The sequence below is a fragment of the Pseudomonas sp. 22189 genome, from assembly GCF_052045635.1.
GTDB lineage: Bacteria > Pseudomonadota > Gammaproteobacteria > Pseudomonadales > Pseudomonadaceae > Aquipseudomonas > Aquipseudomonas parakoreensis.
In genome coordinates this window covers 1-20,619 of sequence record NZ_JBQEPG010000045.1, presented here as the reverse complement: position 1 = coordinate 20,619, position 20,619 = coordinate 1, and the positions used below count along the sequence as shown (strand labels likewise).

The window sequence follows — 20,619 nt, the reverse complement described above, 5'->3', positions numbered from 1 at the left end:
CTCCTAAATATCCCGTTCAGAGGCGCGCGCGGCCTCGTATAATGCGCGACATTATCGGCGGTCTGCCCCCGCCTGCAACTTTTCCAGGACGTGCTTAATGCTCAAGGCGCTGCGTTTTTTTGGCTGGCCGCTGTTGGCCGGCGTGCTTATCGCTCTGTTGATTATTCAGCGTTACCCGCAGTGGGTCGGGCTTCCGAGCCTCGACGTCAACCTGCAACAGGCCCCGCAAACCACCAGTGTGCAACAGGGCCCGGTGTCCTATGCCGACGCGGTGACCATCGCCGCACCGTCGGTGGTCAACCTCTACACCACCAAAGTCATCAACAAACCGGCGCACCCGCTGTTTGAGGATCCGCAGTTCCGGCGCTTCTTCGGTGACAACTCGCCGAAGCAGAAACGCATGGAATCGAGCCTCGGTTCCGGCGTGATCATGAGCCCGGAAGGCTACATTCTGACCAACAACCACGTGACCACCGGCGCCGATCAGATCGTGGTGGCACTCAAGGATGGGCGCGAAACCCTCGCCCGCGTCATCGGCAGCGACCCGGAAACCGACCTCGCGGTGCTGAAGATTGACCTGAAAAACCTCCCGGCGATCACCGTCGGCCGCTCCGACAACATCCGCATCGGCGACGTCGCACTGGCCATCGGCAACCCGTTCGGCGTCGGCCAGACCGTGACCATGGGCATCATCAGCGCCACCGGGCGCAACCAGTTGGGCCTGAACAATTACGAAGACTTCATCCAGACCGACGCGGCGATCAACCCGGGCAACTCCGGCGGCGCACTGGTCGATGCCAACGGCAATCTCACCGGGATCAACACCGCGATCTTCTCCAAGTCCGGCGGCTCGCAAGGCATCGGTTTTGCGATTCCGGTAAAACTGGCGATGGAGGTGATGAAGTCGATCATCGAGCACGGTCAGGTGATTCGTGGCTGGCTCGGTATTGAAGTGCAGCCGCTGACCCAGGAACTGGCCGAGTCGTTTGGCCTGTCCGGGCGTCCGGGAATTGTCGTGGCGGGAATCTTCCGCGATGGCCCGGCACAGAAGGCCGGCCTGCAGCTGGGTGACGTGATTCTGAGTATCGACGGAGAACCGGCGGGTGATGGGCGAAAGTCCATGAATCAGGTGGCGCGGATCAAACCGACCGACAAGGTCACCATTCAGGTCATGCGCAACGGCAAAGAGATCAAGCTGACTGCTGAAATCGGCCTGCGTCCACCGCCGGCGCCTGTGAAAGAAGAAGAGTAAGCCGCCAGTACAAATCAATGTGGGAGCGAGCCTGCTCGCGAAGAGGTCGTCACAGTCAACAATGATGTTGAATGACAGACCGCTTTCGCGAGCAGGCTCGCTCCCACAGGTTTAGCGGTGTTCTACAGGTCGCCGAGGCCGTCGATCAGCGCCTGATTCTGCTCCGGCGTACCGATCGAGATCCGCAGGAACTGGGCAATCCGCTCCTGCTTGAAGTGGCGCACAATCACGCCCTGCTCGCGCAACTTGGCTGCCAGCCCCGCTGCATCGTGTTGCGGGTGCCGGGCGAAGATGAAGTTTGCCGCCGACGGCAGCACCTCAAACCCCTTGACCTGCAATTGCGCGATGACCCACTCACGACTTTCGATGACCAGACGGCAGGTCTTGTCGAAATACTCGCGATCCTCGAACGCGGCCGCCGCTCCGACAATCGCCAGGCGATCCAGCGGATAGGAGTTGAAGCTGTTCTTGATTCGCTCCAGCGCTTCGATCAGATCCGGATGACCCACCGCCAGACCGACGCGCAGGCCGGCCAGCGAGCGCGACTTGGACAAGGTCTGGGTCACCAGCAGGTTCGGATAACGGTCCACCAGGCTGATCGCGGTTTCGCCGCCGAAGTCGATATAAGCCTCGTCCACCACAACCACCGAATCCGGGCTGGCCTTGAGGATCTGCTCGACCGCTTCCAGTGCCAGCAGGCAACCGGTCGGTGCGTTCGGATTCGGGAAAATGATCCCGCCGTTCGGTTTGGCGTAGTCCGCCGGGTTGATCTGGAACTGCGCGTCCAGCGGCACGGCATCGAACTGGATGCCGTACAGACCGCAGTACACCGGATAGAAGCTGTAGCTGATGTCCGGAAACAGCAGTGGCTGCTCGTGTTGCAGCAGACCGTGGAAAATGTGCGCGAGCACCTCGTCCGAACCGTTGCCGAGGAACACCTGATTGCTCTGCACGCCGTAGTAGTGGGCGACGGCGGTTTTCAGCAGATCGCTGTTCGGATCCGGGTACAGGCGCAGGTTGTCGTTGAGCTCGGTTTGCATCGCCGCCAGGGCTTTGGGCGACGGGCCGTAAGGGTTTTCGTTGGTGTTGAGCTTGACCAGTCTGGTCAGCTTCGGCTGTTCGCCCGGCACATACGGCACCAGATCCTTGACGAACGGGCTCCAGAATTTACTCATGTTCAATTCCCCTTCACTTCGTCTTTGATGCGGTATTCGGCGCTGCGGGCGTGCGCGCTCAGGGATTCGCCACGGGCCAGCACGGACGCGGTCTTGCCCAGCTCGGAAGCGCCGGCCTCGGAGCAGAAGATGATCGACGAACGTTTCTGGAAGTCGTACACGCCCAGCGGTGAGGAGAAACGCGCGGTGCCGGACGTTGGCAGCACGTGGTTCGGGCCGGCGCAGTAATCACCCAGCGCTTCCGAGGTGTGGCGGCCCATGAAGATCGCGCCGGCGTGGCGAATCTGCGGCAGCCAGGCTTGCGGGTCGGCCACCGACAATTCGAGGTGTTCCGGGGCGATGCGGTTGGCGACTTCGATGGCTTGCGCCATGTCGCGCACGTGAATCAGCGCACCGCGACCATTGATCGAAGTTTCGATGATGGCCGCGCGGTCCATGGTCGGCAGCAGTTTGTCGATGCTCGCCGCAACCTTGTCGAGGAATTCGGCATCCGGGCTGACCAGAATCGCCTGCGCGTCTTCGTCGTGCTCGGCCTGGGAGAACAGGTCCATGGCGATCCAGTCCGGATCGGTCTGGCCGTCGCAGACCACGAGGATTTCCGACGGGCCGGCGATCATGTCGATGCCGACCTGACCGAACACGTGTCGTTTGGCGGTGGCGACATAAATGTTGCCCGGGCCGACGACTTTGTCCACCTGCGGCACGCTTTCGGTACCGTAAGCCAGCGCAGCAACCGCTTGCGCGCCGCCGATGGTGAACACCCGGTCAACGCCGGCAATGCACGCCGCCGCCAGCACCAGCTCATTGATTTCACCGCGCGGGGTCGGCACCACCATGACCACTTCGGTCACGCCGGCGACCTTGGCCGGAATCGCGTTCATCAACACCGACGACGGGTACGACGCCTTGCCGCCCGGCACGTACAGGCCGGCGCGATCCAGTGGTGTGACCTTCTGCCCGAGCACGGTGCCGTCGGCTTCGGTGTAGCTCCAGGAATCCTGTTTCTGTTTTTCGTGGTAGCTGCGCACCCGCGCCGCGGCTTTTTCCAGCGCTTCGCGTTGCGGGACAGTGATGCGGGTCAGGGCCAGTTCCAGACGCTCGCGCGGCAGGATCAGGTCGGCCATGGAGGCGACTTCGAGGCCGTCGAACTTCTGGGTGAACTCGACCAGCGCCGCGTCACCGCGCTCGCGCACCGCCTTGATGATGTCCAGCACGCGCTGATTGACCGAGTCGTCAGACACACTTTCCCAGCTCAGCAGATGATCCAGATGATGCGCGAAATCCGGGTCAGCAGCGTTGAGTCGGCGAATTGCAGTCGGTGCGGTCATAGCGAGAGCCTCATAGGAATGGCAAAAACTCAGGCGCCCTAACTTAGCAGTCGTTTCCGCTTGGGCACCTGAGATTCTGGCTATGAGGCGGATAGACGGGCGCGACTCAAGGTCGCGCAGGTACATCAGCCGCGGTGTCGCGATTCCACTGCCGTGCGCAGGGTATCGATCAACGCCTGGATTCGGGCGTGTTGCATCTTCATCGAAGCCTTGTTGACCACCAGGCGCGAGCTGATCGTGGCGATCAGTTCCTGAGGTTCCAGGCCGTTGGCGCGCAGTGTATTGCCGGTGTCGACCACGTCGATGATCTTGTCGGCCAGACCGATCAGCGGCGCCAGCTCCATCGAGCCGTAGAGCTTGATGATGTCGACCTGACGGCCCTGCTCGGCGTAGTAGCGCTTGGCAACGTTGACGAACTTGGTCGCCACGCGCAGACGGCCCTTGGGCTCGGCTGCGCCGATCTTGCCGGCCGTCATCAGCTTGCACTGGGCAATCTGCAGATCCAGCGGCTCGTAGAGGCCCTGGCCGGTGTATTCCATCAGCACGTCTTTACCGGCGACGCCGAGGTCGGCCGCGCCATGCTCGACATAGGTCGGCACGTCGGTGGCACGCACGATCAACAGACGTACGTCATCCTGAGTGGTGGGGATGATCAGTTTGCGGCTCTTGTCCGGATTCTCGGTCGGCACGATGCCCGCTTCAGCGAGAAGCGGCAGGGTGTCGTCAAGGATGCGGCCCTTGGACAGTGCGATGGTCAACATGGGAAACGTCAGTCCTTATCAAGGTACTCATGTCCGGTCGCAATCGGCGCCGGACACACATCGAGCCGGATACCGGCTCGACTCGAAACAAATTCAGTGGACACCTCCCTGTGCCCAGTGCAGCGACTAGCCCGGAACGCGACGGATCTTGGCGCCCAGCATCTGCAGTTTTTCTTCGATGCACTCGTAACCACGGTCGATGTGGTAGATGCGGTCGATCAGGGTATCGCCCTCGGCCACCAGGGCCGAAATCACCAGACTCGCCGAAGCACGCAGGTCGGTGGCCATCACTGGCGCGCCCTTCAGCACTTCAGTACCGGTGACGATCGCAGTGTTGCCTTCGACCTGGATCCTGGCGCCCATGCGGTGCAGTTCGTACACGTGCATGAAACGGTTTTCGAAGATCGTCTCGATCACTGCACCGGTGCCTTCGGCAATGGCGTTGAGCGAGATGAACTGCGCCTGCATGTCGGTCGGGAATGCCGGGTACGGCGCTGTGCGCACGTTGACCGCTTTCGGGCGTTTGCCGTGCATGTTCAGCTCGATCCAGTCTTCACCGCAGGTGATTTCCGCACCGGACTCACGGAGCTTTTCCAGGACCGCTTCAAGAATGGTCGGATCAGTGTCCTTGACCTTGACGCGGCCACCGGTGACCGCAGCGGCCACCAGGTAGGTGCCGGTTTCGATACGGTCAGGCATGACCTTGTAGAAACACGAACCCAGGCGCTCGACGCCATCGATGGTGATGGTGTCGGTACCGGCACCGGAAACCTTGGCGCCCATGGCGTTGAGGAAATTCGCCAGGTCGACGACTTCCGGCTCGCGCGCAGCGTTCTGCAGCACGCTGCGCCCCTTGGCCAGGGCAGCCGCCATCATGATGTTTTCGGTACCGGTCACGCTGACGGTATCAAAGAAGAAGTGCGCACCGCGCAGGCCGCCTTCAGGCGCCTTGGCCTTGATGTAGCCGCCTTCGACGTCGATCACCGCGCCCATGGCTTCGAGACCACGGATGTGCAGGTCAACCGGACGCGAACCGATGGCGCAACCGCCAGGCAGAGCGACTTCGGCTTCACCGAAACGGGCAACCATCGGCCCCAGAACCAGGATCGAGGCACGCATGGTTTTCACCAGCTCGTACGGCGCGATCAGGGTCTTGATGGTACGTGGGTCGATTTCAACGCTGAGTTTCTCGTCGATCACAGGCTCGATGCCCATGCGACCGAACAGCTCGATCATGGTGGTGATGTCGTGCAGGTGCGGCAGGTTGCCAACGGTCACCGGGCCATCGCACAGCAGGGTGGCAGCCAGAATCGGCAGGGCGGAGTTCTTCGCCCCGGAGATACGGATTTCGCCATCAAGACGAACGCCACCGGTAATAATCAATTTATCCATAAGAATCTCGACGCCCTAGGGCTCAGGTGCGCTCGGCCCAGGCCGCGCTGCTGAAAAATTTCATAGTGACCGCGTGGATGCTGCCATCAGCGATCCAAGGGTTCAAATGGGCATAGATGCTTTGCTGACGCTTGACCGGGCTCAACGCCGCCAGTTCATCACTAATCACGTTCAGCTGGAAGTTGCAGCCTTCGCCTTCAACTTCCACCTGCGTTCCTGGCAGCTTTCCTTCAAGGAAGCTCTTCACTTCTACGGCCTGCATGCTCAACCTCAATCGGCGCCCTGTGCGCACGGGTCGGACATCATACAAAAAAGCCCCGCGCCTGCGAACCCCGCATTGGCAGGACTCTGACGGGGGGCTTGTTTGTCGATGCGGGTTCAGGGGTGCGCCAGCAACTCGGTCAGTTCGCTGACCTGAGCGATTTCGCGCATGTCTTCCGGCATCGCGCGGACGCTGACGGCCTTGCCGGCCGCCTGAGCATCGCGCATGAAGCACAGCAGCAAGGACAAGCCGACGCTGCTGGACTTCTTCACTGCCGAACAATCAATCACCAGCGATGCCGCCTTGCTGGACTTGATCAGCGCCTGGCCCTCCTTGCGCAGGTCGGGGCCCGTGCGATAGTCCAGCACTCCGCTGAGCAATAGCTCGTCGACATCACTCATACGAACTGCCGCCTCATTCATTGCGCTGGCTTCTCGGCAGCTTTCTCGGTGGTTTCCTTGGCCTTGGCCACTTCGCCAGCCCAATTGTTGATGGTCTTGTCCAGATCGTTGCCATTGCGCTGCATCGCATCCGCGAACTGATCACGGAACAGCTTGCCGATGTTGATGCCGTTGATGATCACGTTGCGCAGCTTCCACTCACCGTTGATCTTCTCCAGCGTGTACTGCACCGGATAGATCGCGCCGTTGCTGCCCTTGACGGTCATGCCGACGCTGGTGCGATCACCCGATTCATCCTTGGCCGGATCAACCGTGATGCCCTGATTGTTGTATTCGAGCAAGGCATTGCCGTAGAACTGGAACAGGCCTTTCTTGAAGTTTTCCTGGAAGGTCTGCATCTGCGCCGGCGTGGCCTTGCGCGAATACTTGACCGTCATGATGCTCTTGGAAATGCCCTCGGCATCCACTACCGGGCCGACGATGTTGTTCAACGCGGCATAGAAATCAGCCGGATCCTGCTTGTATTTCGCTTTGTTGGCCGACAGGTCGGCCAGCATCCGGTTCGTGGTGTCCTGAACCAGATCGTGCGCCGATTGCCCGGGCGCAGCGTTAGCCAGCAGTGGCAGTGTCGCAAGCAACACCAACAGGCCACGTCGCAAGGTAGAGATCATTCAAAAGCTCCTCATTTGGCGTCTTTGCTAACGGTATTGAGCAGGAATTTACCGATCAGGTCTTCCAGTACCAGAGACGACTGCGTGTCGTGGATGGTTCCACCATCCTTCAGACGAGTGTCTTCCCCACCCACGCTGATACCGATGTATTTCTCGCCCAACAGGCCAGCGGTCAGGATAGACGCTGTGGAGTCGGTCGGCAGGTTGTCGACCTTTTTATCCACTTGCAGGGTGACCCGACCGGTGAAGCTGTCGCGATCCAGATCGATGGCCGTGACCTTGCCGATGGTTACACCGGCCATGGTCACTTTGGCTCTGACCGTCAAACCGGCGATATTGTCGAAGTAGGCATACAGCTTATAGGTGTCGGTGGTCGAGGTCGGAGACAGGCCACTGACCCGCAGCGCAAGCAGCAACAAGGCCAGGATCCCTGCCAGCAGGAACAGGCCGACACCGATTTCCAGGGTGCGGTTTTGCATCAGAAATCTCCAAACATCAAAGCGGTCAGAATAAAGTCCAGGCCGAGCACTGCCAGCGAGGCAAACACCACGGTCTTGGTGGTGGCACGACTGATACCCTCGGAAGTGGGCTCACAGTCATAGCCTTGGAATACGGCAATCCAGGTCACTACAAAGGCGAAAACAATACTTTTGATCACGCCGTTGAGCACGTCACTGGTGAAATTCACGCTGTTCTGCATGTTCGCCCAATAAGAGCCTTCATACACACCCAGCCAGTCGACAGCCACCCACGATCCACCCCAGATGCCTACCACGCTGAAAATCATCGCCAGCACCGGCAGGGAAATGAAACCGGCCCACAGGCGCGGAGCAATGATGTACTTGAGCGGGTCGACACCGATCATTTCCAGGCTGGAAAGCTGTTCGGTGGACTTCATGTTGCCGATTTCGGCCGTCAGCGCCGAACCGGCACGCCCGGCAAACAGCAGCGCCGTCACCACCGGACCCAATTCACGCAGCAAGGTCAGGGCGACCATCTGCCCCACTGCCTGCTCCGAACCGTAGCTCGACAGAATACTGAAGCCCTGCAGCGCCAGCACCATGCCGATGAAAATCCCGGAGACGACGATGATCACCAGCGACATCACGCCAACCGAATGCAGTTGCTTGACCAGCAGACCAAAACCGCCACTGATGCCGCCACGACCGAGCAGGGCGTGAAACAGGAACAGGGTCGCGCGGCCAAACACCGCCACGGCGTCGATCGCCGTCTCGCCAAAGCGGCGTACGCGTTCTATCAATGAAATTCTGCGCATCAGCGCTTCCCCAGAAGATCTGCGCGGTAATCCGTCGCTGGAAAATGGTACGGCACCGGGCCATCGGGGTTGCCGGTCATGAACTGGCGAATACGCGGTTCATCCGAGTTCATCAATTCGTCCGGCGTACCCTGCCCCAGCACCTGACCATCACCCACTACATAAATGTAGTCAGCGATGCTCGCGGTTTCGGCCAGGTCGTGGGAAACCACAATGCTGGTAATGCCCAGCGCATCATTGAGCAGACGGATCAGGCGCACCAGCACGCCCATGGCGATCGGATCCTGACCAACGAAAGGCTCGTCATACATGAGAATCTGCGGATCGAGCGCGATCGCCCGCGCCAGCGCCACGCGACGTTTCATGCCGCCCGACAGCTCGTCCGGCATCAGCTCGATCGCGCCGCGCAGTCCAACCGCCTGCAATTTGAGCAGGACGATGTCGCGGATCATCTCGTCCGGTAATTGGGTATGAACCCGCAAGGGGAAAGCGACGTTCTCGAAGACATCGAGATCGGTAAACAGCGCGCCACTCTGAAACAGCACACCCATGTGCTTTCGCGCATCGAACAGATCACTGCGCGACAGCGTCGGCAGGTTCTGACCGTTGACCCAGACTTCCCCGCTGGAGGGACGCAATTGCGCGCCCATCAGTCGCAGCAGCGTGGTCTTGCCACACCCGGAAGGCCCCATGATGCCGGTAACCTTGCCACGCGGGATGCGAATATCGACGTTATTGAAAATGCTGCGCGCACCGCGCTTGAAGGAGACTCCCTTCAGCTCGACCGCGTAGGCGTTATCGGCACTCATCTAAACTCCTTGCGATGCAGCCTCTCACTCGGACGCCTGGCTTTCCGCAGAAAGCACATACCTCCCGGGCAGGCCGAACTGGCGGCGAACTATATCACTGCAAACGCCAAGCGCCCAAGGCCCATGCCCCTCCGCGTTCAACGATATGACAGGCCCGACGGCACTTTTTCGGGGTTTTGGTTGCCAGGAATGACAAAGCTCGACGAACTTGCGTGAGGCTTTTCAACATAACCGCTATAATCGCCGCCTTTTCATCGGGCTATACGATTTCTGACATGAGCCAATCCAGCGACCTGATTCAATCGGCACAACGCACCATCCGCCTCGAAGTGGAAGCCGTACAAGGCTTGTTGCCCCATATCGACGCCGATTTCGTACGCGCTTGCGAGATGATTCTGGCCAGCAAGGGCCGTGTGGTAGTGGTCGGCATGGGTAAATCCGGGCACGTCGGCAACAAGATTGCCGCGACCCTGGCCAGCACCGGCACCCCGGCCTTTTTTGTTCATCCAGCCGAAGCCAGCCACGGTGACATGGGCATGATCACCCGCGATGACGTGATCCTCGCCCTCTCCAACTCCGGCTCGACCAACGAAATCGTCACCCTGCTGCCGTTGATCAAACGCCTGGGCATCCAGTTGATCAGCCTGACCGGCAATCCACAGTCACCGCTGGCCAAGGCCGCCGAAGTCAATCTCAACGTTCACGTCGAGCACGAAGCCTGCCCGCTGAACCTGGCACCGACTTCCTCGACCACCGCTGCGCTGGTCATGGGCGATGCCCTGGCCGTGGCGCTGCTGGAAGCCCGGGGTTTTACCGCCGAAGATTTTGCTTTCTCCCACCCGGGCGGCGCCCTGGGTCGACGCCTGCTGCTGAAAGTGGAAAACGTCATGCACGCCGGCCAGGAGCTGCCGCAAGTGCAACGCGGCACCCTGCTCAAGGACGCGCTCATGGAAATGACCCGCAAGGGCCTGGGCATGACCGCGATCGTTGAAGCCGATGGCAAACTCGCCGGGATCTTCACCGACGGCGACTTGCGCCGCACCCTGGATCGCAGCATCGACATCCGCAGCGCCACCATCGACCAGGTCATGACCGCGCACGGCAAGACCGCACGGCCCGAGATGCTCGCCGCCGAAGCGCTGAAAATCATGGAAGACCACCGAATCAACGCACTGGTGGTCGTGGACGAAGAAGATCGCCCGATCGGCGCCTTCAACCTCTCCGATCTGCTGCGTGCAGGAGTGATGTAATGACAACCGATATGCTGCAACGCGGCAAAGCGATCAAACTGGCGGTGTTCGACGTCGATGGCGTCCTCACCGACGGGCGCCTGTACTTCCTCGAAGACGGCAGCGAATTCAAGACCTTCAACACCCTCGACGGCCAGGGCATCAAGATGCTGATGAATGCCGGCGTCGAAACCGCCATCATCAGCGGCCGCAAGACGCCGGTGGTTGAGCGCCGGGCGAAGAACCTCGGCATCCCGCACCTGTTTCAGGGCCGCGAAGACAAATTGGTGGTTCTGGACGGCCTATTGGCGCAACTGGGCCTAAGCTATGAACAGGTCGCCTACCTCGGTGACGACCTGCCTGACCTGCCGGTGATCCGCCGCGTAGGCTTGGGCATGGCCGTGGCCAATGCTGCCGACTTCGTGCGCGAACACGCCCATGGCGTCACTCGGGCCCGCGGTGGCGAAGGTGCCGCCCGAGAGTTCTGCGAATTGATCCTGCGCGCCCAGGGCCGCCTCGATGCGGCCAACGCCGCGTACCTGTGAGCCAAACCATGTTTAGCAAAAAATTTCGCAACTTCCTGTTGTTCGGCTGTATCGCTGCCCTGTTCGCAGCGGTCGGCTACTGGAACATCAGCCCTGAACGGTTCCTCGACAAACCTGTGACCAAGGTCGAAGACACCGCCATCGACTGGTACGCCACGAACACGCATACCCTGCAATACCTTCCGGACGGCAAGGTGCAGTACGAAATGACGTCGGACAAGGCCGAGCATCTGAAAGCGACGGACGTGACACTGGTCACCAAACCCGACCTCAACATGTTCCGCGGCACAGACTTTCCGTGGCACGTGACCAGCGAGCGTGGCGAAGTGAACCCGGACGGAACCCAGGTAGAACTGATCGACTCGGTACGCATCAAGCGCACCGATGAAAAGAACCGCGACACCCTGATCACCAGCACCCGCATGACGGTGTTCCCTCAGCAGCAATATGCGCAGACCGAGCAACCCGTTAGAATCGACGGCGCTGGCGGTGTATCGACTGGCGTGGGAATGAAGGCGTATTTGAAGGAAAGCAGGATACACCTGCAATCGAACGTAAGAGGACAGTATGAGGCTCGTTAAAACCCTCCCTATTTTGCTCAGTCTGGGCGCAGCACTGGGAAGCGTGAGCGCCTGGGCTCTGCCGAACGATCAGCAGCAACCTATCCGCATTCAGGCCGACGACGCCCAACTGGACGACAAGAACGGCATCGCCACCTATAAAGGTGACGTGATCATCACCCAGGGTTCGATGATCGTTAAGGGCAATACGGTAACCATCACCCGTACCCCGACCGGCGACATCGACGTGGTGACCTCGGTGGGTAACCTTGCCTACTTCGAGCAGTTGCAAACCCAGGGTGACACCAAGCCTGTACAGGGCTGGGGCGTGACGATCCAGTATCACGCCGCGCAAAACCGCGTCGTGCTGATCGACAAGGCCAAGGTTGTCGACAAGGACAACAACACCACCCAAGGCGAGAAAATCGTCTATGACACGGTGAGAAAACTGGCCAGCGCCGGTCGCGCTACCGGCAACAAGGTCACCGAGACGCGTCCGCGCATCGACATGGTGATCCAGCCGAAGAAGAAAACCGACGAGAAAACCCAGTAATGGCAACTCTGAAAGCTCAGCACCTGGCCAAGGCCTATAAAAGCCGTCAGGTCGTGCGTGACGTCAGTCTGTCGATCGACAGCGGCCAGATCGTCGGCCTGCTCGGCCCGAACGGTGCCGGCAAGACCACCTGCTTCTACATGATCGTCGGCCTGGTGCAGGCCGATCAGGGTCGCGTGCTGATCGACGATCTGGACGTCAGCCACCAGCCGATGCACGGTCGCGCCAAGGCCGGTATCGGCTATCTGCCGCAAGAAGCGTCGATCTTCCGCAAACTGTCGGTGGCCGACAACATCATGGCCATCCTCGAGACCCGTCAGGAACTCGACAAGGCCGGCCGTCGCAAGGAGCTGGAAAGCCTGCTGCAGGAGTTCCATATCAGCCACATCCGAGACAACCTCGGCATGAGCCTGTCCGGTGGTGAACGCCGTCGGGTGGAAATCGCCCGCGCCCTGGCGACCGCCCCGAAATTCATCCTGCTCGACGAACCGTTCGCCGGTGTCGACCCGATCTCGGTCGGCGACATCAAGCAGATCATCCATCACCTCAAGGCCAAGGGCATCGGTGTGCTGATCACCGACCACAACGTGCGTGAGACGCTGGATATCTGCGAGACCGCCTACATCGTCAACGACGGTCAACTGATCGCTGAAGGCGATGCGGCAACCATCCTTGCCAACGATCTGGTGAAGGAAGTGTACCTGGGCCACGAGTTCCGCCTCTAAAGCGCGAGCGCATTCGGCCAGCCGTCCGGGTGCTGTAACGCTGAAGCGCTTTTTTTATACGCTTTATTGTTACAGCGCTCTAGGCAAACACGACAGTTTCAGGCATATAATTTGCTTAAGTTTGGCGCTTCGGCGCCCTGTAGTGGATGGCGCATGCGCGCCGGCGAATAAGGTGTTAAGCCCCTGCCATGAAACCATCGCTAGTCTTGAGAATGGGCCAGCAGCTGACGATGACACCGCAGCTGCAACAGGCCATCCGCCTGCTCCAATTGTCGACCCTGGACCTGCAACAGGAAATCCAGGAGGCCCTGGAATCCAATCCGATGCTCGAGCGCCAGGAAGAAGGCGACGACTTCGACAACTCCGATCCATTGGCCGACAACGCCGAACAAAAAACCAACACCGAGATTCAGGAACCTTCCTATCAGGAAACCGCCCCGACGGTGGACAACCTGGAGGAAGGCGAATGGAACGAGCGCATTCCTAACGAATTGCCCGTTGATACCGCCTGGGAAGACGTCTACCAGACCAGCGCCAGCAGCCTGCCCAGCAGCGATGACGATGAGTGGGACTTCACCACCCGCACCTCCGCCGGGGAAAGCCTGCAAAGCCATCTGCTGTGGCAACTGAACCTGGCGCCGATGTCCGACACCGACCGCCTGATCGCCGTGACCCTGATCGATTGCATCAACAATCAGGGCTACCTCGACGAAACCCTCGAAGAAATTCTCGACGCCTTTGATCCGGAACTCGACATCGAGCTGGACGAGATCGAAGCCGTCCTGCATCGCATCCAGCAGTTCGAACCCGCCGGCATCGGCGCACGCAACCTCGGCGAATGCCTGTTGCTGCAACTGCGTCAGCTCCCGGCCAAGACTCCTTGGCTGAACGAGGCCAAGCGTCTGGTCAGCGATTACATCGATCTGCTTGGCAGTCGCGACTACAGCCAGCTGATGCGACGCATGAAGCTCAAGGAAGACGAGCTGCGTCAGGTCATCGAACTGGTGCAGAGCCTCAATCCGCGCCCGGGTTCACAGATCGAATCCACCGAAGCCGAGTACGTGGTGCCTGACGTGATTGTGCGCAAGGACAACGAACGCTGGCTGGTCGAGCTGAATCAGGAGTCGGTGCCTCGTCTGCGGGTCAATGCGCAGTATGCCGGCTTCGTGCGACGCGCCGACACCAGCGCCGACAACACCTTCATGCGCAACCAGTTGCAAGAGGCACGCTGGTTCATCAAGAGCCTGCAAAGCCGCAACGAAACCCTGATGAAGGTGGCCACCCAGATCGTCGAGCATCAGCGCGGCTTCCTGGAATACGGCGATGAAGCCATGAAACCGTTGGTCCTGCATGACATCGCCGAGGCGGTCGGCATGCACGAATCGACGATTTCCCGGGTCACCACGCAGAAATTCATGCATACCCCTCGGGGCATTTATGAACTGAAATACTTTTTCTCCAGCCACGTCAGCACCTCTGAAGGCGGTGAATGCTCCTCCACGGCGATCCGCGCGATCATCAAAAAACTGGTCGCGGCGGAAAATCAGAAAAAGCCATTGAGTGACAGCAAGATCGCTGGTTTACTGGAGGCACAAGGCATTCAGGTGGCTCGCCGCACCGTCGCCAAGTACCGCGAATCCCTCGGGATCGCGCCTTCGAGCGAACGCAAGCGGTTGATGTAAGCCACGTTACAGCGTTCCAGTGGCAGGCTATCCGGCCTGCCGCTTTATGCACTGGCAACGAAGGAGAAGCTGTATGCAAGTCAACATCAGTGGACACCAACTGGAAGTGACCGAACCTCTGCGCACCTACATCAACGAGAAACTCGAACGATTGGAGCGCCATTTCGACAAGATCACCAACGTGCAGGTCACGATGTGCGTCGAAAAGCTCAAGCAGAAAATCGAAGCCACCTTGCATATTCCCGGCAGCGAAGTGGTCGCCAACGCAGAAGATACCGACATGTATGCTGCGATCGACTCACTGACCGACAAGCTGGATCGCCAACTCAAAAAGCATAAGGAAAAGACCCAGAGCCTCCTCCAGGGCGCAACCGGTCGTTAACACCCCCAACCCATGATCCGACTTGAAAGTATCCTGACCCCCGGCCGTTCCCTGGTGAACGTGCCGGGCGGCAGTAAAAAGAAAGCCCTCGAACAGATTGCCAACCTCATCCATAAAGAAGTGCCGGATCTGGCCATGCAGGATGTGTTCGATGCGCTGATCGCCCGTGAGAAACTCGGTTCCACCGGTTTCGGCAACGGCATCGCCATTCCCCACTGTCGCCTCAAAGGCTGCGAAGCGCCTATCAGCGCATTGATGCACCTTGATGCCCCCATCGATTTCGATGCCATCGACGGCGCTCCGGTTGACTTGCTGTTTGTCCTGCTGGTCCCGGAAGCGGCCACCGATGCTCACCTGGAATTACTGCGCCAGATCGCCAGCATGCTCGATCGCAAGGAAGTGCGCGAAAAACTGCGCAGCGCACCGAGTAACGAAGCCTTGTATCAGGTCGTCCTGAGCGAGCAGAACGGTCATTAATCATGCGTTTGATCATCGTCAGCGGCCGCTCCGGCTCGGGTAAAAGTACTGCCCTGGATGTCCTTGAGGACAACGGCTACTACTGCATCGACAACCTGCCGGCCGGCCTGCTGCCGGAACTCGCCGAACGCGCCCTGATTCATACCGAGCTGGCCCAGCCGCTGGTGGCCGTGTCGATCGATGCACGCAATCTGCCGAGCCACCTGTCGCGTTTCCCCGAACTGCTTGAAGAAGTCCGTGCCCGGCACATCCAGTGCGATGTGTTGTATCTGGATGCCGACGAAGAAACGCTGCTCAAGCGCTTCTCGGAAACCCGCCGGCGCCATCCGCTGAGCACTGCCAATCGTTCGCTGGCCGAAGCGATTCAAGACGAGACGGCCCTGCTGGGCCCGATTGCGGACCTGGCCGACCTCAAGGTCAATACTACCAACCTGAATCTGTACCAACTGCGTGACACCATCAAGTTGCGCCTGCTGAACCAGCCGGAGCCGGGCACGGCATTTCTGGTCGAGTCGTTCGGCTTCAAGCGCGGCATGCCGGTGGATGCGGATCTGGTATTCGACGTGCGCTGCCTGCCCAACCCGTACTGGAAGCCGGAGCTACGCGCCCAATCGGGTCTCGATGCACCGGTCGCCGAATACCTGGCGGCGCAACCGGAAGTCGAGGAGATGTATCAGGATATCTTCGGCTATCTGAATAAATGGCTGCCACGCTTCGCTGCGAGCAACCGCGCCTACGTCACCATTGCCATTGGCTGCACAGGTGGGCATCACCGCTCCGTTTACCTGACCGAACGCCTGGGTCAGGCCCTGCAGAAAACCCTGAAGAACGTCCAGGTTCGCCACCGCGACCTCACTTAAAGGATTCACACCGCGATGCCTGCTCTGGAAATCGAAATCATCAATAAACTGGGCCTGCATGCCCGAGCGTCGGCCAAGTTCGTCGGGGTGGCGGGCCAGTTCCCGGATTGCACGATCAGAGTGGGTCGTACACCAGAAACAACCGTGGACGGTAAAAGCATCATGGCGATGATGATGCTGGCTGCCGGCAAGGGCACGAAGATCTATCTGAGTACTGAAGGCCATCAGGAACAGGAAGCGCTGGATGCGCTGGTGAAGTTGATCAACAACTACTTCGACGAAGGCGGCTGACAGCTCAGAAACAAAAGATCGCAGCCTTCGGCAGCTCCTACATTGGAATGCGTTCACTGTAAGAGCTGCCGAAGGCTGCGATGTTTTTTCAGCCCAACGCCGTATCCATCACCATCATCAGACAAAACCCGATCAGCAAACCAATACTGGCCAGCTTGTCATGACCATTGCGTCGCGACTCGGGGATCACCTCATGCGTCACTACCAGCAACATCGCTCCCGCGGCCAGCGCCAGCCCCAACGGCAACAACAACTCTGCCAGGCTGACCAGCCACGCACAGAGCAGCGCAAACACCGGCTCGACCAGCCCTGACGCCGCACCGATCAAAAACGCCTTGACCCGCGACATCCCGGCCCCGGCCAACACCAGCGCAATCACTAACCCCTCCGGCACATCCTGCAAGGCGATGCCCATCGCCAGACTGTCGGCATCCGGCATGCCGCCGCCAGCAGACACCCCCACCGCCATGCCTTCCGGGATGTTGTGAGCAATGATGGCGAAGACGAACAACCAGATCCTTGGCGGGATCACCGGGCGCTCAGGGGTACCGACGAGCATTTCCGGTGAGGCGCCGGACAGTTTCAGATCCACCAGATACAGACCGAATGCACCGAGCATGATGCCGAAACAGATCAACCCGCTGGCAGCCCACGGTGTCAGGCCCAGGTTTTCAGCAGATGCGATGCCTGGCACTATCAGTGAGAATGCGGTCGCCGCCAGCATTACCCCGGCGCCGAAACCCAGCAGCGTATCGCTGAGCCTCTGAGGCATGCGCCGGATCACCAATACCGGCACCGCCCCGAGCGCCGTGCCGAGGGCGCAGATCGCGCCGCCCTGCAATGCCCGGGACAGCTTGGGCTCCAGATTCAGCCATTCCAGCCCGTGTGCCACCAGCAAGGTCGTGCCCGCTAACAGCAACAGCGTACCGACTGCGTAACGAAACATACGTCCACCGCCGATCGCCAGTGTTTCAGTACCCATAGTCAGCCTTGGATTGTTTTCATGGATGACTCAAACCAGAGCAGCCTGATAACGCGCGGCAACTTCAGGCCAATTGATCACGTTGTAGAACGCGTTGATGTATTCCGGACGACGGTTCTGATAACGCAAATAGTAGGCGTGTTCCCAGACGTCCAGACCGAGAATCGGCGTATTGCCATTCATCAGCGGGCTGTCCTGATTGCCGCTGCTTTCCACGATCAGCTTCTTCTCGGGAGTGACGCTGAGCCAGGCCCAGCCGCTGCCGAAACGGGTCAGTGCGGCTTTGGTGAAGGCTTCCTTGAAGCTGTCGAGGCCGCCCAGTTGGTCATCAATCGCCTTGGCCAGCGCGCCTTCAGGCTTGCCGCCACCGTTGGGCACCATGATTTCCCAGAACAACGAATGGTTGGCGTGACCGCCCCCCTGATTGATCACGGCCGCACGGAGTTTTTCCGGTAACTGCTGGACGCTGGCGACCAGTTTCTCCACCGGCCACTCGGCATACTCTGTGCCTTCGACGGCAGTGTTGAGGTTGTTGATGTAGGTCTGGTGGTGCTTGGTGTAGTGAATCTCCATGGTTTGCGCATCGATGTGCGGTTCCAGGGCGTCGTAGGCGTACGGCAAGGCAGGCAAGGTAAAGGCCATTTCAGTGGACTCCATGATGGTGTGAAGCCGAAGCGCGGCGTGCGTTGCCGGTATCCGGGTGCAGCAGGCGTTGGGTGCGCGGGTATTCGCCGTGTTCGCCGATGAAATTCAGCAGCTCGACGTAGGTCTTGCTGCTCTGGCGCAACGCCGCCTCCCGCAGGGTCGGGCGCAGGCGCTCGTCCTGCATGGTTTGCAACAGCCGTTGATGAATCGCGCAGAGGTACTCGGCGCTCTCCTCCGGCTGGTTCAGGCGCAGGTGCAGGTCCGCCAGGTTGTGGTGGGAGATAACGCAGGCCGCCACCGCTTCGTCGGCATCCGTCCAGCGTTCGAACAGCACTTGAGCCAACGCCAGGGCTTGCAGATAAGCCTCGCGGGCGTCAATCAGCTCGCCGAGCATGAAGCAGCGATTGGCCCGTTCGATCGTGCGTTTCCAGTGCTCCATGGTGAACCTCCAAAGCGGTTGCGGGATTTATACGCCGCCGGCAGTGAGTTTCTCGGGGTTGAGTAACTCTTCCAGTTGGCTGCGCGACAGATCGGTGTGCTCCAGCGCGACGTCAATCACCGGGCGCCCCTGTTTGTAGGCCTGCTTGGCGATTTCCGCGGCTTTCTGGTAACCGATGATCGGGTTGAGCGCGGTGACCAGAATCGGGTTGCGCGACAGCGCTTCCTTGAGCCGCGACTCGTTGACCTTGAAGCTGGCGATGGCTTTGTCGCCGAGCAGACGGCTGACGTTGGCCAGCAGTTCGATGCTGTTCAAGAGGTTCTGGGCGATGATCGGCAGCATCACGTTCAGCTCGAAGTTGCCCGACTGGCCGGCGATAGTGATCACCGAGTCGTTACCGATCACCTGCGCGGCGACCATCGCGGTGGCTTCCGGGATCACCGGATTGACCTTGCCCGGCATGATCGACGACCCTGGCTGCAAAGCTTCCAGCTCGATTTCACTGAGACCGGCGAGCGGGCCGGAGTTCATCCAGCGCAGGTCATTGGCAATTTTCATCAGCGACACGGCAATGGCCTTGAGCTGGCCGGAGACGGCGACGGCGGTGTCCTGCGAGCCGATCAGGGCGAACAGATCTTTGCCTGGAGTGAATTGCACATGGGTCAGCTGGCTTAATTGGCGGCTGAAACGCGCGGCGAATTCCGGGTGCGCATTGATCCCGGTGCCGACGGCCGTGCCACCCTGCGCCAGCGATTGCAGGCTCGGCAGCAGATCCTGCAGATGACCGATATTGGCCTTGAGCTGCTGCGCCCAACCATTGAGCACCTGACTCATGCGCACCGGCATCGCATCCATCAGGTGCGTGCGACCGGTTTTGACGTGGTGATGCACTTGCACGGCTTTGTTTTCGATGACCTGCACCAGGTGCAGCAACGCCGGCAGGAGTTGTTCGTGCAACGCCAGGGCGGCGCTGACGTGAATGGTGGTCGGGATGATGTCGTTGCTGCTCTGGCCGCAGTTGACATGATCGTTCGGGTTGACCGGCTCGCCAAGCAGGCGACTGGCGAGGGTCGCGATTACTTCGTTGGCGTTCATGTTGGAACTGGTGCCGGAGCCGGTCTGGAAGATATCCACCGGAAAATGCTGCATGAAATCGCCTTCGAGCAGGCCTTGCGCGGCGTCGCTGATGGCCTTGCCTTGCGAGGCGCTGAGCTGGTTGAGTTCAACGTTGGCCCGTGCGGCGGCGGCTTTGGCGAGGATCAGCGCACGGATGAACTGCGATGGCATCGGTTTGCCGCTGATCGGGAAGTTATCCACTGCGCGCTGGGTCTGCGCGCCGTAGAGAGCGTCCACCGGCACCTGCAGTTCGCCCATGCTGTCGCGCTCAATACGAGTCTTGGTCATCGGTAAATCCTTGGACTGATTCAATGAGAGGAATCGAGGGTTGCAACTCGCAGGTCGCCAGTTGCCAGGTGTAGCGCTGCCAACGCTGGAGTCGGCAGTTGCACAGCGACAGACGCTCCATTTCACGCAGCGGGCGCCAGGCTTGATCGAGACACAAGCTGCGCCAGTGCCATGGCAACGCGATGTCGGTGGCTGTGTCGAGCAGCAGACGGAAGGAGGTTTCAGCGATGGTCCACGGGGAAGTCGCCGTACAGCAGGCCAGATAACGGCCTTCGGCCAGGTAATGTTCGATCAGGCGCGGTTCGTCGGGGTCCATCGCGCAACGGATCTGGCGACTCATCCAGCGCCAGCTTTCGAGGTATGGCTGCTCGTGCAAGGCAGAACTCATGATCCGGGACTCGTGCGGAGATGAGATTAATTATTAGATGATAATGAGAACCAAAACAAGAGCACTTGGTTACACAAACTTCATTGTGGGAGCGAGCCTGCTCGCGAAGGCGTCGTGTCAGTCACCGCTG

General features: G+C 60.0%; 26 protein-coding genes. 11 read left to right on the top strand and 15 right to left on the bottom strand.

The features are described from left to right. The first annotated feature begins 97 nt into the window (after nt 1–97). Nucleotides 98–1,252 (top strand): Do family serine endopeptidase AlgW, encoded by a 1,155-nt coding sequence (gene algW, locus ACTJKS_RS26995; RefSeq protein ID WP_108181690.1) that lies wholly within the window; start codon nt 98–100, stop codon nt 1,250–1,252. Between the two features lie 122 nt (nt 1,253–1,374). Here the strand turns inward: algW and hisC are convergent, their stop codons facing one another. The 10 genes from hisC to ACTJKS_RS26945 all read right to left on the bottom strand — a co-directional run bounded on the left by hisC (nt 1,375) and on the right by ACTJKS_RS26945 (nt 9,327). Further along, nucleotides 1,375–2,427 carry a histidinol-phosphate transaminase gene (hisC, locus tag ACTJKS_RS26990; RefSeq protein ID WP_108181689.1) on the bottom strand — a complete coding sequence of 351 codons (1,053 nt, stop codon included), beginning with the start codon at nt 2,425–2,427 and terminating at the stop codon, nt 1,375–1,377. Nucleotides 2,428–2,429: 2 nt separating this feature from the next. After that, a complete protein-coding gene (gene hisD / locus ACTJKS_RS26985; RefSeq protein ID WP_108181688.1) occupies nt 2,430–3,755 on the bottom strand; it encodes a histidinol dehydrogenase in 1,326 nt (441 codons plus the stop codon). A 125-nt stretch (nt 3,756–3,880) separates the two neighbouring features. After that, nucleotides 3,881–4,516 carry an ATP phosphoribosyltransferase gene (gene hisG, locus ACTJKS_RS26980; RefSeq protein WP_041072861.1) on the bottom strand — a complete coding sequence of 212 codons (636 nt, stop codon included), beginning with the start codon at nt 4,514–4,516 and terminating at the stop codon, nt 3,881–3,883. Nucleotides 4,517–4,642: 126 nt separating this feature from the next. Next, nucleotides 4,643–5,908 (bottom strand): UDP-N-acetylglucosamine 1-carboxyvinyltransferase, encoded by a 1,266-nt coding sequence (gene murA / locus ACTJKS_RS26975; protein ID WP_027610854.1) that lies wholly within the window; start codon nt 5,906–5,908, stop codon nt 4,643–4,645. 22 nt (nt 5,909–5,930) lie between these two features. Beyond that, nucleotides 5,931–6,170, bottom strand: a complete 240-nt coding sequence (locus ACTJKS_RS26970) for a BolA family protein (RefSeq protein ID WP_007953556.1) — start codon at nt 6,168–6,170, stop codon at nt 5,931–5,933. Nucleotides 6,171–6,286: 116 nt separating this feature from the next. Then, complete coding sequence (locus ACTJKS_RS26965; protein ID WP_108181687.1) at nt 6,287–6,592, bottom strand: STAS domain-containing protein; 306 nt, start codon at nt 6,590–6,592, stop codon at nt 6,287–6,289. After that, nucleotides 6,589–7,242, bottom strand: a complete 654-nt coding sequence (locus ACTJKS_RS26960; protein ID WP_041072855.1) for an MlaC/ttg2D family ABC transporter substrate-binding protein — start codon at nt 7,240–7,242, stop codon at nt 6,589–6,591. Before ACTJKS_RS26960 ends, ACTJKS_RS26965 begins: the two co-directional genes overlap by 4 nt. 11 nt (nt 7,243–7,253) lie before the next feature. Beyond that, the gene (gene mlaD, locus ACTJKS_RS26955) at nt 7,254–7,721 is read right to left on the bottom strand and encodes an outer membrane lipid asymmetry maintenance protein MlaD (RefSeq protein WP_007967220.1); all 468 of its coding nucleotides are present in this window, start codon (nt 7,719–7,721) and stop codon (nt 7,254–7,256) included. Beyond that, nucleotides 7,721–8,518: a lipid asymmetry maintenance ABC transporter permease subunit MlaE gene (gene mlaE / locus ACTJKS_RS26950; protein ID WP_025109452.1), complete on the bottom strand. Its 798-nt coding sequence runs from the start codon at nt 8,516–8,518 to the stop codon at nt 7,721–7,723. Before mlaE ends, mlaD begins: the two co-directional genes overlap by 1 nt. After that, nucleotides 8,518–9,327 carry an ATP-binding cassette domain-containing protein gene (locus tag ACTJKS_RS26945; protein ID WP_003221703.1) on the bottom strand — a complete coding sequence of 270 codons (810 nt, stop codon included), beginning with the start codon at nt 9,325–9,327 and terminating at the stop codon, nt 8,518–8,520. The genes mlaE and ACTJKS_RS26945 overlap by 1 nt, the downstream gene beginning before the upstream one ends. A 275-nt stretch (nt 9,328–9,602) precedes the next feature. Here ACTJKS_RS26945 and ACTJKS_RS26940 point away from each other — a divergent pair, with 275 nt between their 5' ends. The 10 genes from ACTJKS_RS26940 (at nt 9,603) to ACTJKS_RS26895 (ending at nt 16,631) form a co-directional block, all read left to right on the top strand. After that, complete coding sequence (locus tag ACTJKS_RS26940; RefSeq protein WP_027610849.1) at nt 9,603–10,577, top strand: KpsF/GutQ family sugar-phosphate isomerase; 975 nt, start codon at nt 9,603–9,605, stop codon at nt 10,575–10,577. Further along, a complete protein-coding gene (locus ACTJKS_RS26935) occupies nt 10,577–11,101 on the top strand; it encodes a KdsC family phosphatase (protein ID WP_262949109.1) in 525 nt (174 codons plus the stop codon). The genes ACTJKS_RS26940 and ACTJKS_RS26935 overlap by 1 nt, the downstream gene beginning before the upstream one ends. Nucleotides 11,102–11,109: 8 nt before the next feature. Further along, nucleotides 11,110–11,682 carry an LPS export ABC transporter periplasmic protein LptC gene (gene lptC, locus ACTJKS_RS26930; RefSeq protein ID WP_041072852.1) on the top strand — a complete coding sequence of 191 codons (573 nt, stop codon included), beginning with the start codon at nt 11,110–11,112 and terminating at the stop codon, nt 11,680–11,682. Then, nucleotides 11,669–12,214 (top strand): lipopolysaccharide transport periplasmic protein LptA, encoded by a 546-nt coding sequence (lptA, locus tag ACTJKS_RS26925; RefSeq protein WP_025109456.1) that lies wholly within the window; start codon nt 11,669–11,671, stop codon nt 12,212–12,214. The genes lptC and lptA overlap by 14 nt, the downstream gene beginning before the upstream one ends. Continuing rightward, complete coding sequence (lptB, locus tag ACTJKS_RS26920) at nt 12,214–12,939, top strand: LPS export ABC transporter ATP-binding protein (protein WP_041072850.1); 726 nt, start codon at nt 12,214–12,216, stop codon at nt 12,937–12,939. Before lptA ends, lptB begins: the two co-directional genes overlap by 1 nt. Before the next feature lie 188 nt (nt 12,940–13,127). Beyond that, nucleotides 13,128–14,621 (top strand): RNA polymerase factor sigma-54, encoded by a 1,494-nt coding sequence (locus tag ACTJKS_RS26915; protein ID WP_108181685.1) that lies wholly within the window; start codon nt 13,128–13,130, stop codon nt 14,619–14,621. 73 nt (nt 14,622–14,694) lie between these two features. After that, the gene (gene hpf / locus ACTJKS_RS26910) at nt 14,695–15,003 is read left to right on the top strand and encodes a ribosome hibernation-promoting factor, HPF/YfiA family (RefSeq protein WP_025109458.1); all 309 of its coding nucleotides are present in this window, start codon (nt 14,695–14,697) and stop codon (nt 15,001–15,003) included. A 12-nt stretch (nt 15,004–15,015) separates the two neighbouring features. Then, nucleotides 15,016–15,480 (top strand): PTS IIA-like nitrogen regulatory protein PtsN, encoded by a 465-nt coding sequence (ptsN, locus tag ACTJKS_RS26905; protein WP_041072845.1) that lies wholly within the window; start codon nt 15,016–15,018, stop codon nt 15,478–15,480. A gap of 2 nt (nt 15,481–15,482) precedes the next feature. Then, nucleotides 15,483–16,340: an RNase adapter RapZ gene (gene rapZ, locus ACTJKS_RS26900; RefSeq protein ID WP_041072843.1), complete on the top strand. Its 858-nt coding sequence runs from the start codon at nt 15,483–15,485 to the stop codon at nt 16,338–16,340. Between the two features lie 15 nt (nt 16,341–16,355). After that, nucleotides 16,356–16,631: an HPr family phosphocarrier protein gene (locus ACTJKS_RS26895; protein ID WP_041072841.1), complete on the top strand. Its 276-nt coding sequence runs from the start codon at nt 16,356–16,358 to the stop codon at nt 16,629–16,631. An 88-nt stretch (nt 16,632–16,719) separates the two neighbouring features. Here ACTJKS_RS26895 and ACTJKS_RS26890 read toward each other — a convergent pair whose 3' ends face one another. From ACTJKS_RS26890 to ACTJKS_RS26870, 5 genes are read right to left on the bottom strand one after another with little or no spacing between them, the layout of a single operon-like run. After that, complete coding sequence (locus ACTJKS_RS26890; RefSeq protein WP_108181684.1) at nt 16,720–17,613, bottom strand: ZIP family metal transporter; 894 nt, start codon at nt 17,611–17,613, stop codon at nt 16,720–16,722. Between the two features lie 30 nt (nt 17,614–17,643). Beyond that, the gene (locus ACTJKS_RS26885; protein WP_108181683.1) at nt 17,644–18,255 is read right to left on the bottom strand and encodes a superoxide dismutase; all 612 of its coding nucleotides are present in this window, start codon (nt 18,253–18,255) and stop codon (nt 17,644–17,646) included. A 1-nt stretch (nt 18,256) separates the two neighbouring features. After that, nucleotides 18,257–18,697: a hypothetical protein gene (locus ACTJKS_RS26880; RefSeq protein ID WP_108181682.1), complete on the bottom strand. Its 441-nt coding sequence runs from the start codon at nt 18,695–18,697 to the stop codon at nt 18,257–18,259. Between the two features lie 27 nt (nt 18,698–18,724). After that, complete coding sequence (locus ACTJKS_RS26875; protein ID WP_108181681.1) at nt 18,725–20,101, bottom strand: class II fumarate hydratase; 1,377 nt, start codon at nt 20,099–20,101, stop codon at nt 18,725–18,727. After that, nucleotides 20,082–20,489: a FagA protein gene (locus ACTJKS_RS26870; protein ID WP_108181680.1), complete on the bottom strand. Its 408-nt coding sequence runs from the start codon at nt 20,487–20,489 to the stop codon at nt 20,082–20,084. Before ACTJKS_RS26870 ends, ACTJKS_RS26875 begins: the two co-directional genes overlap by 20 nt. Between the last annotated feature and the right edge of the window lie 130 nt (nt 20,490–20,619).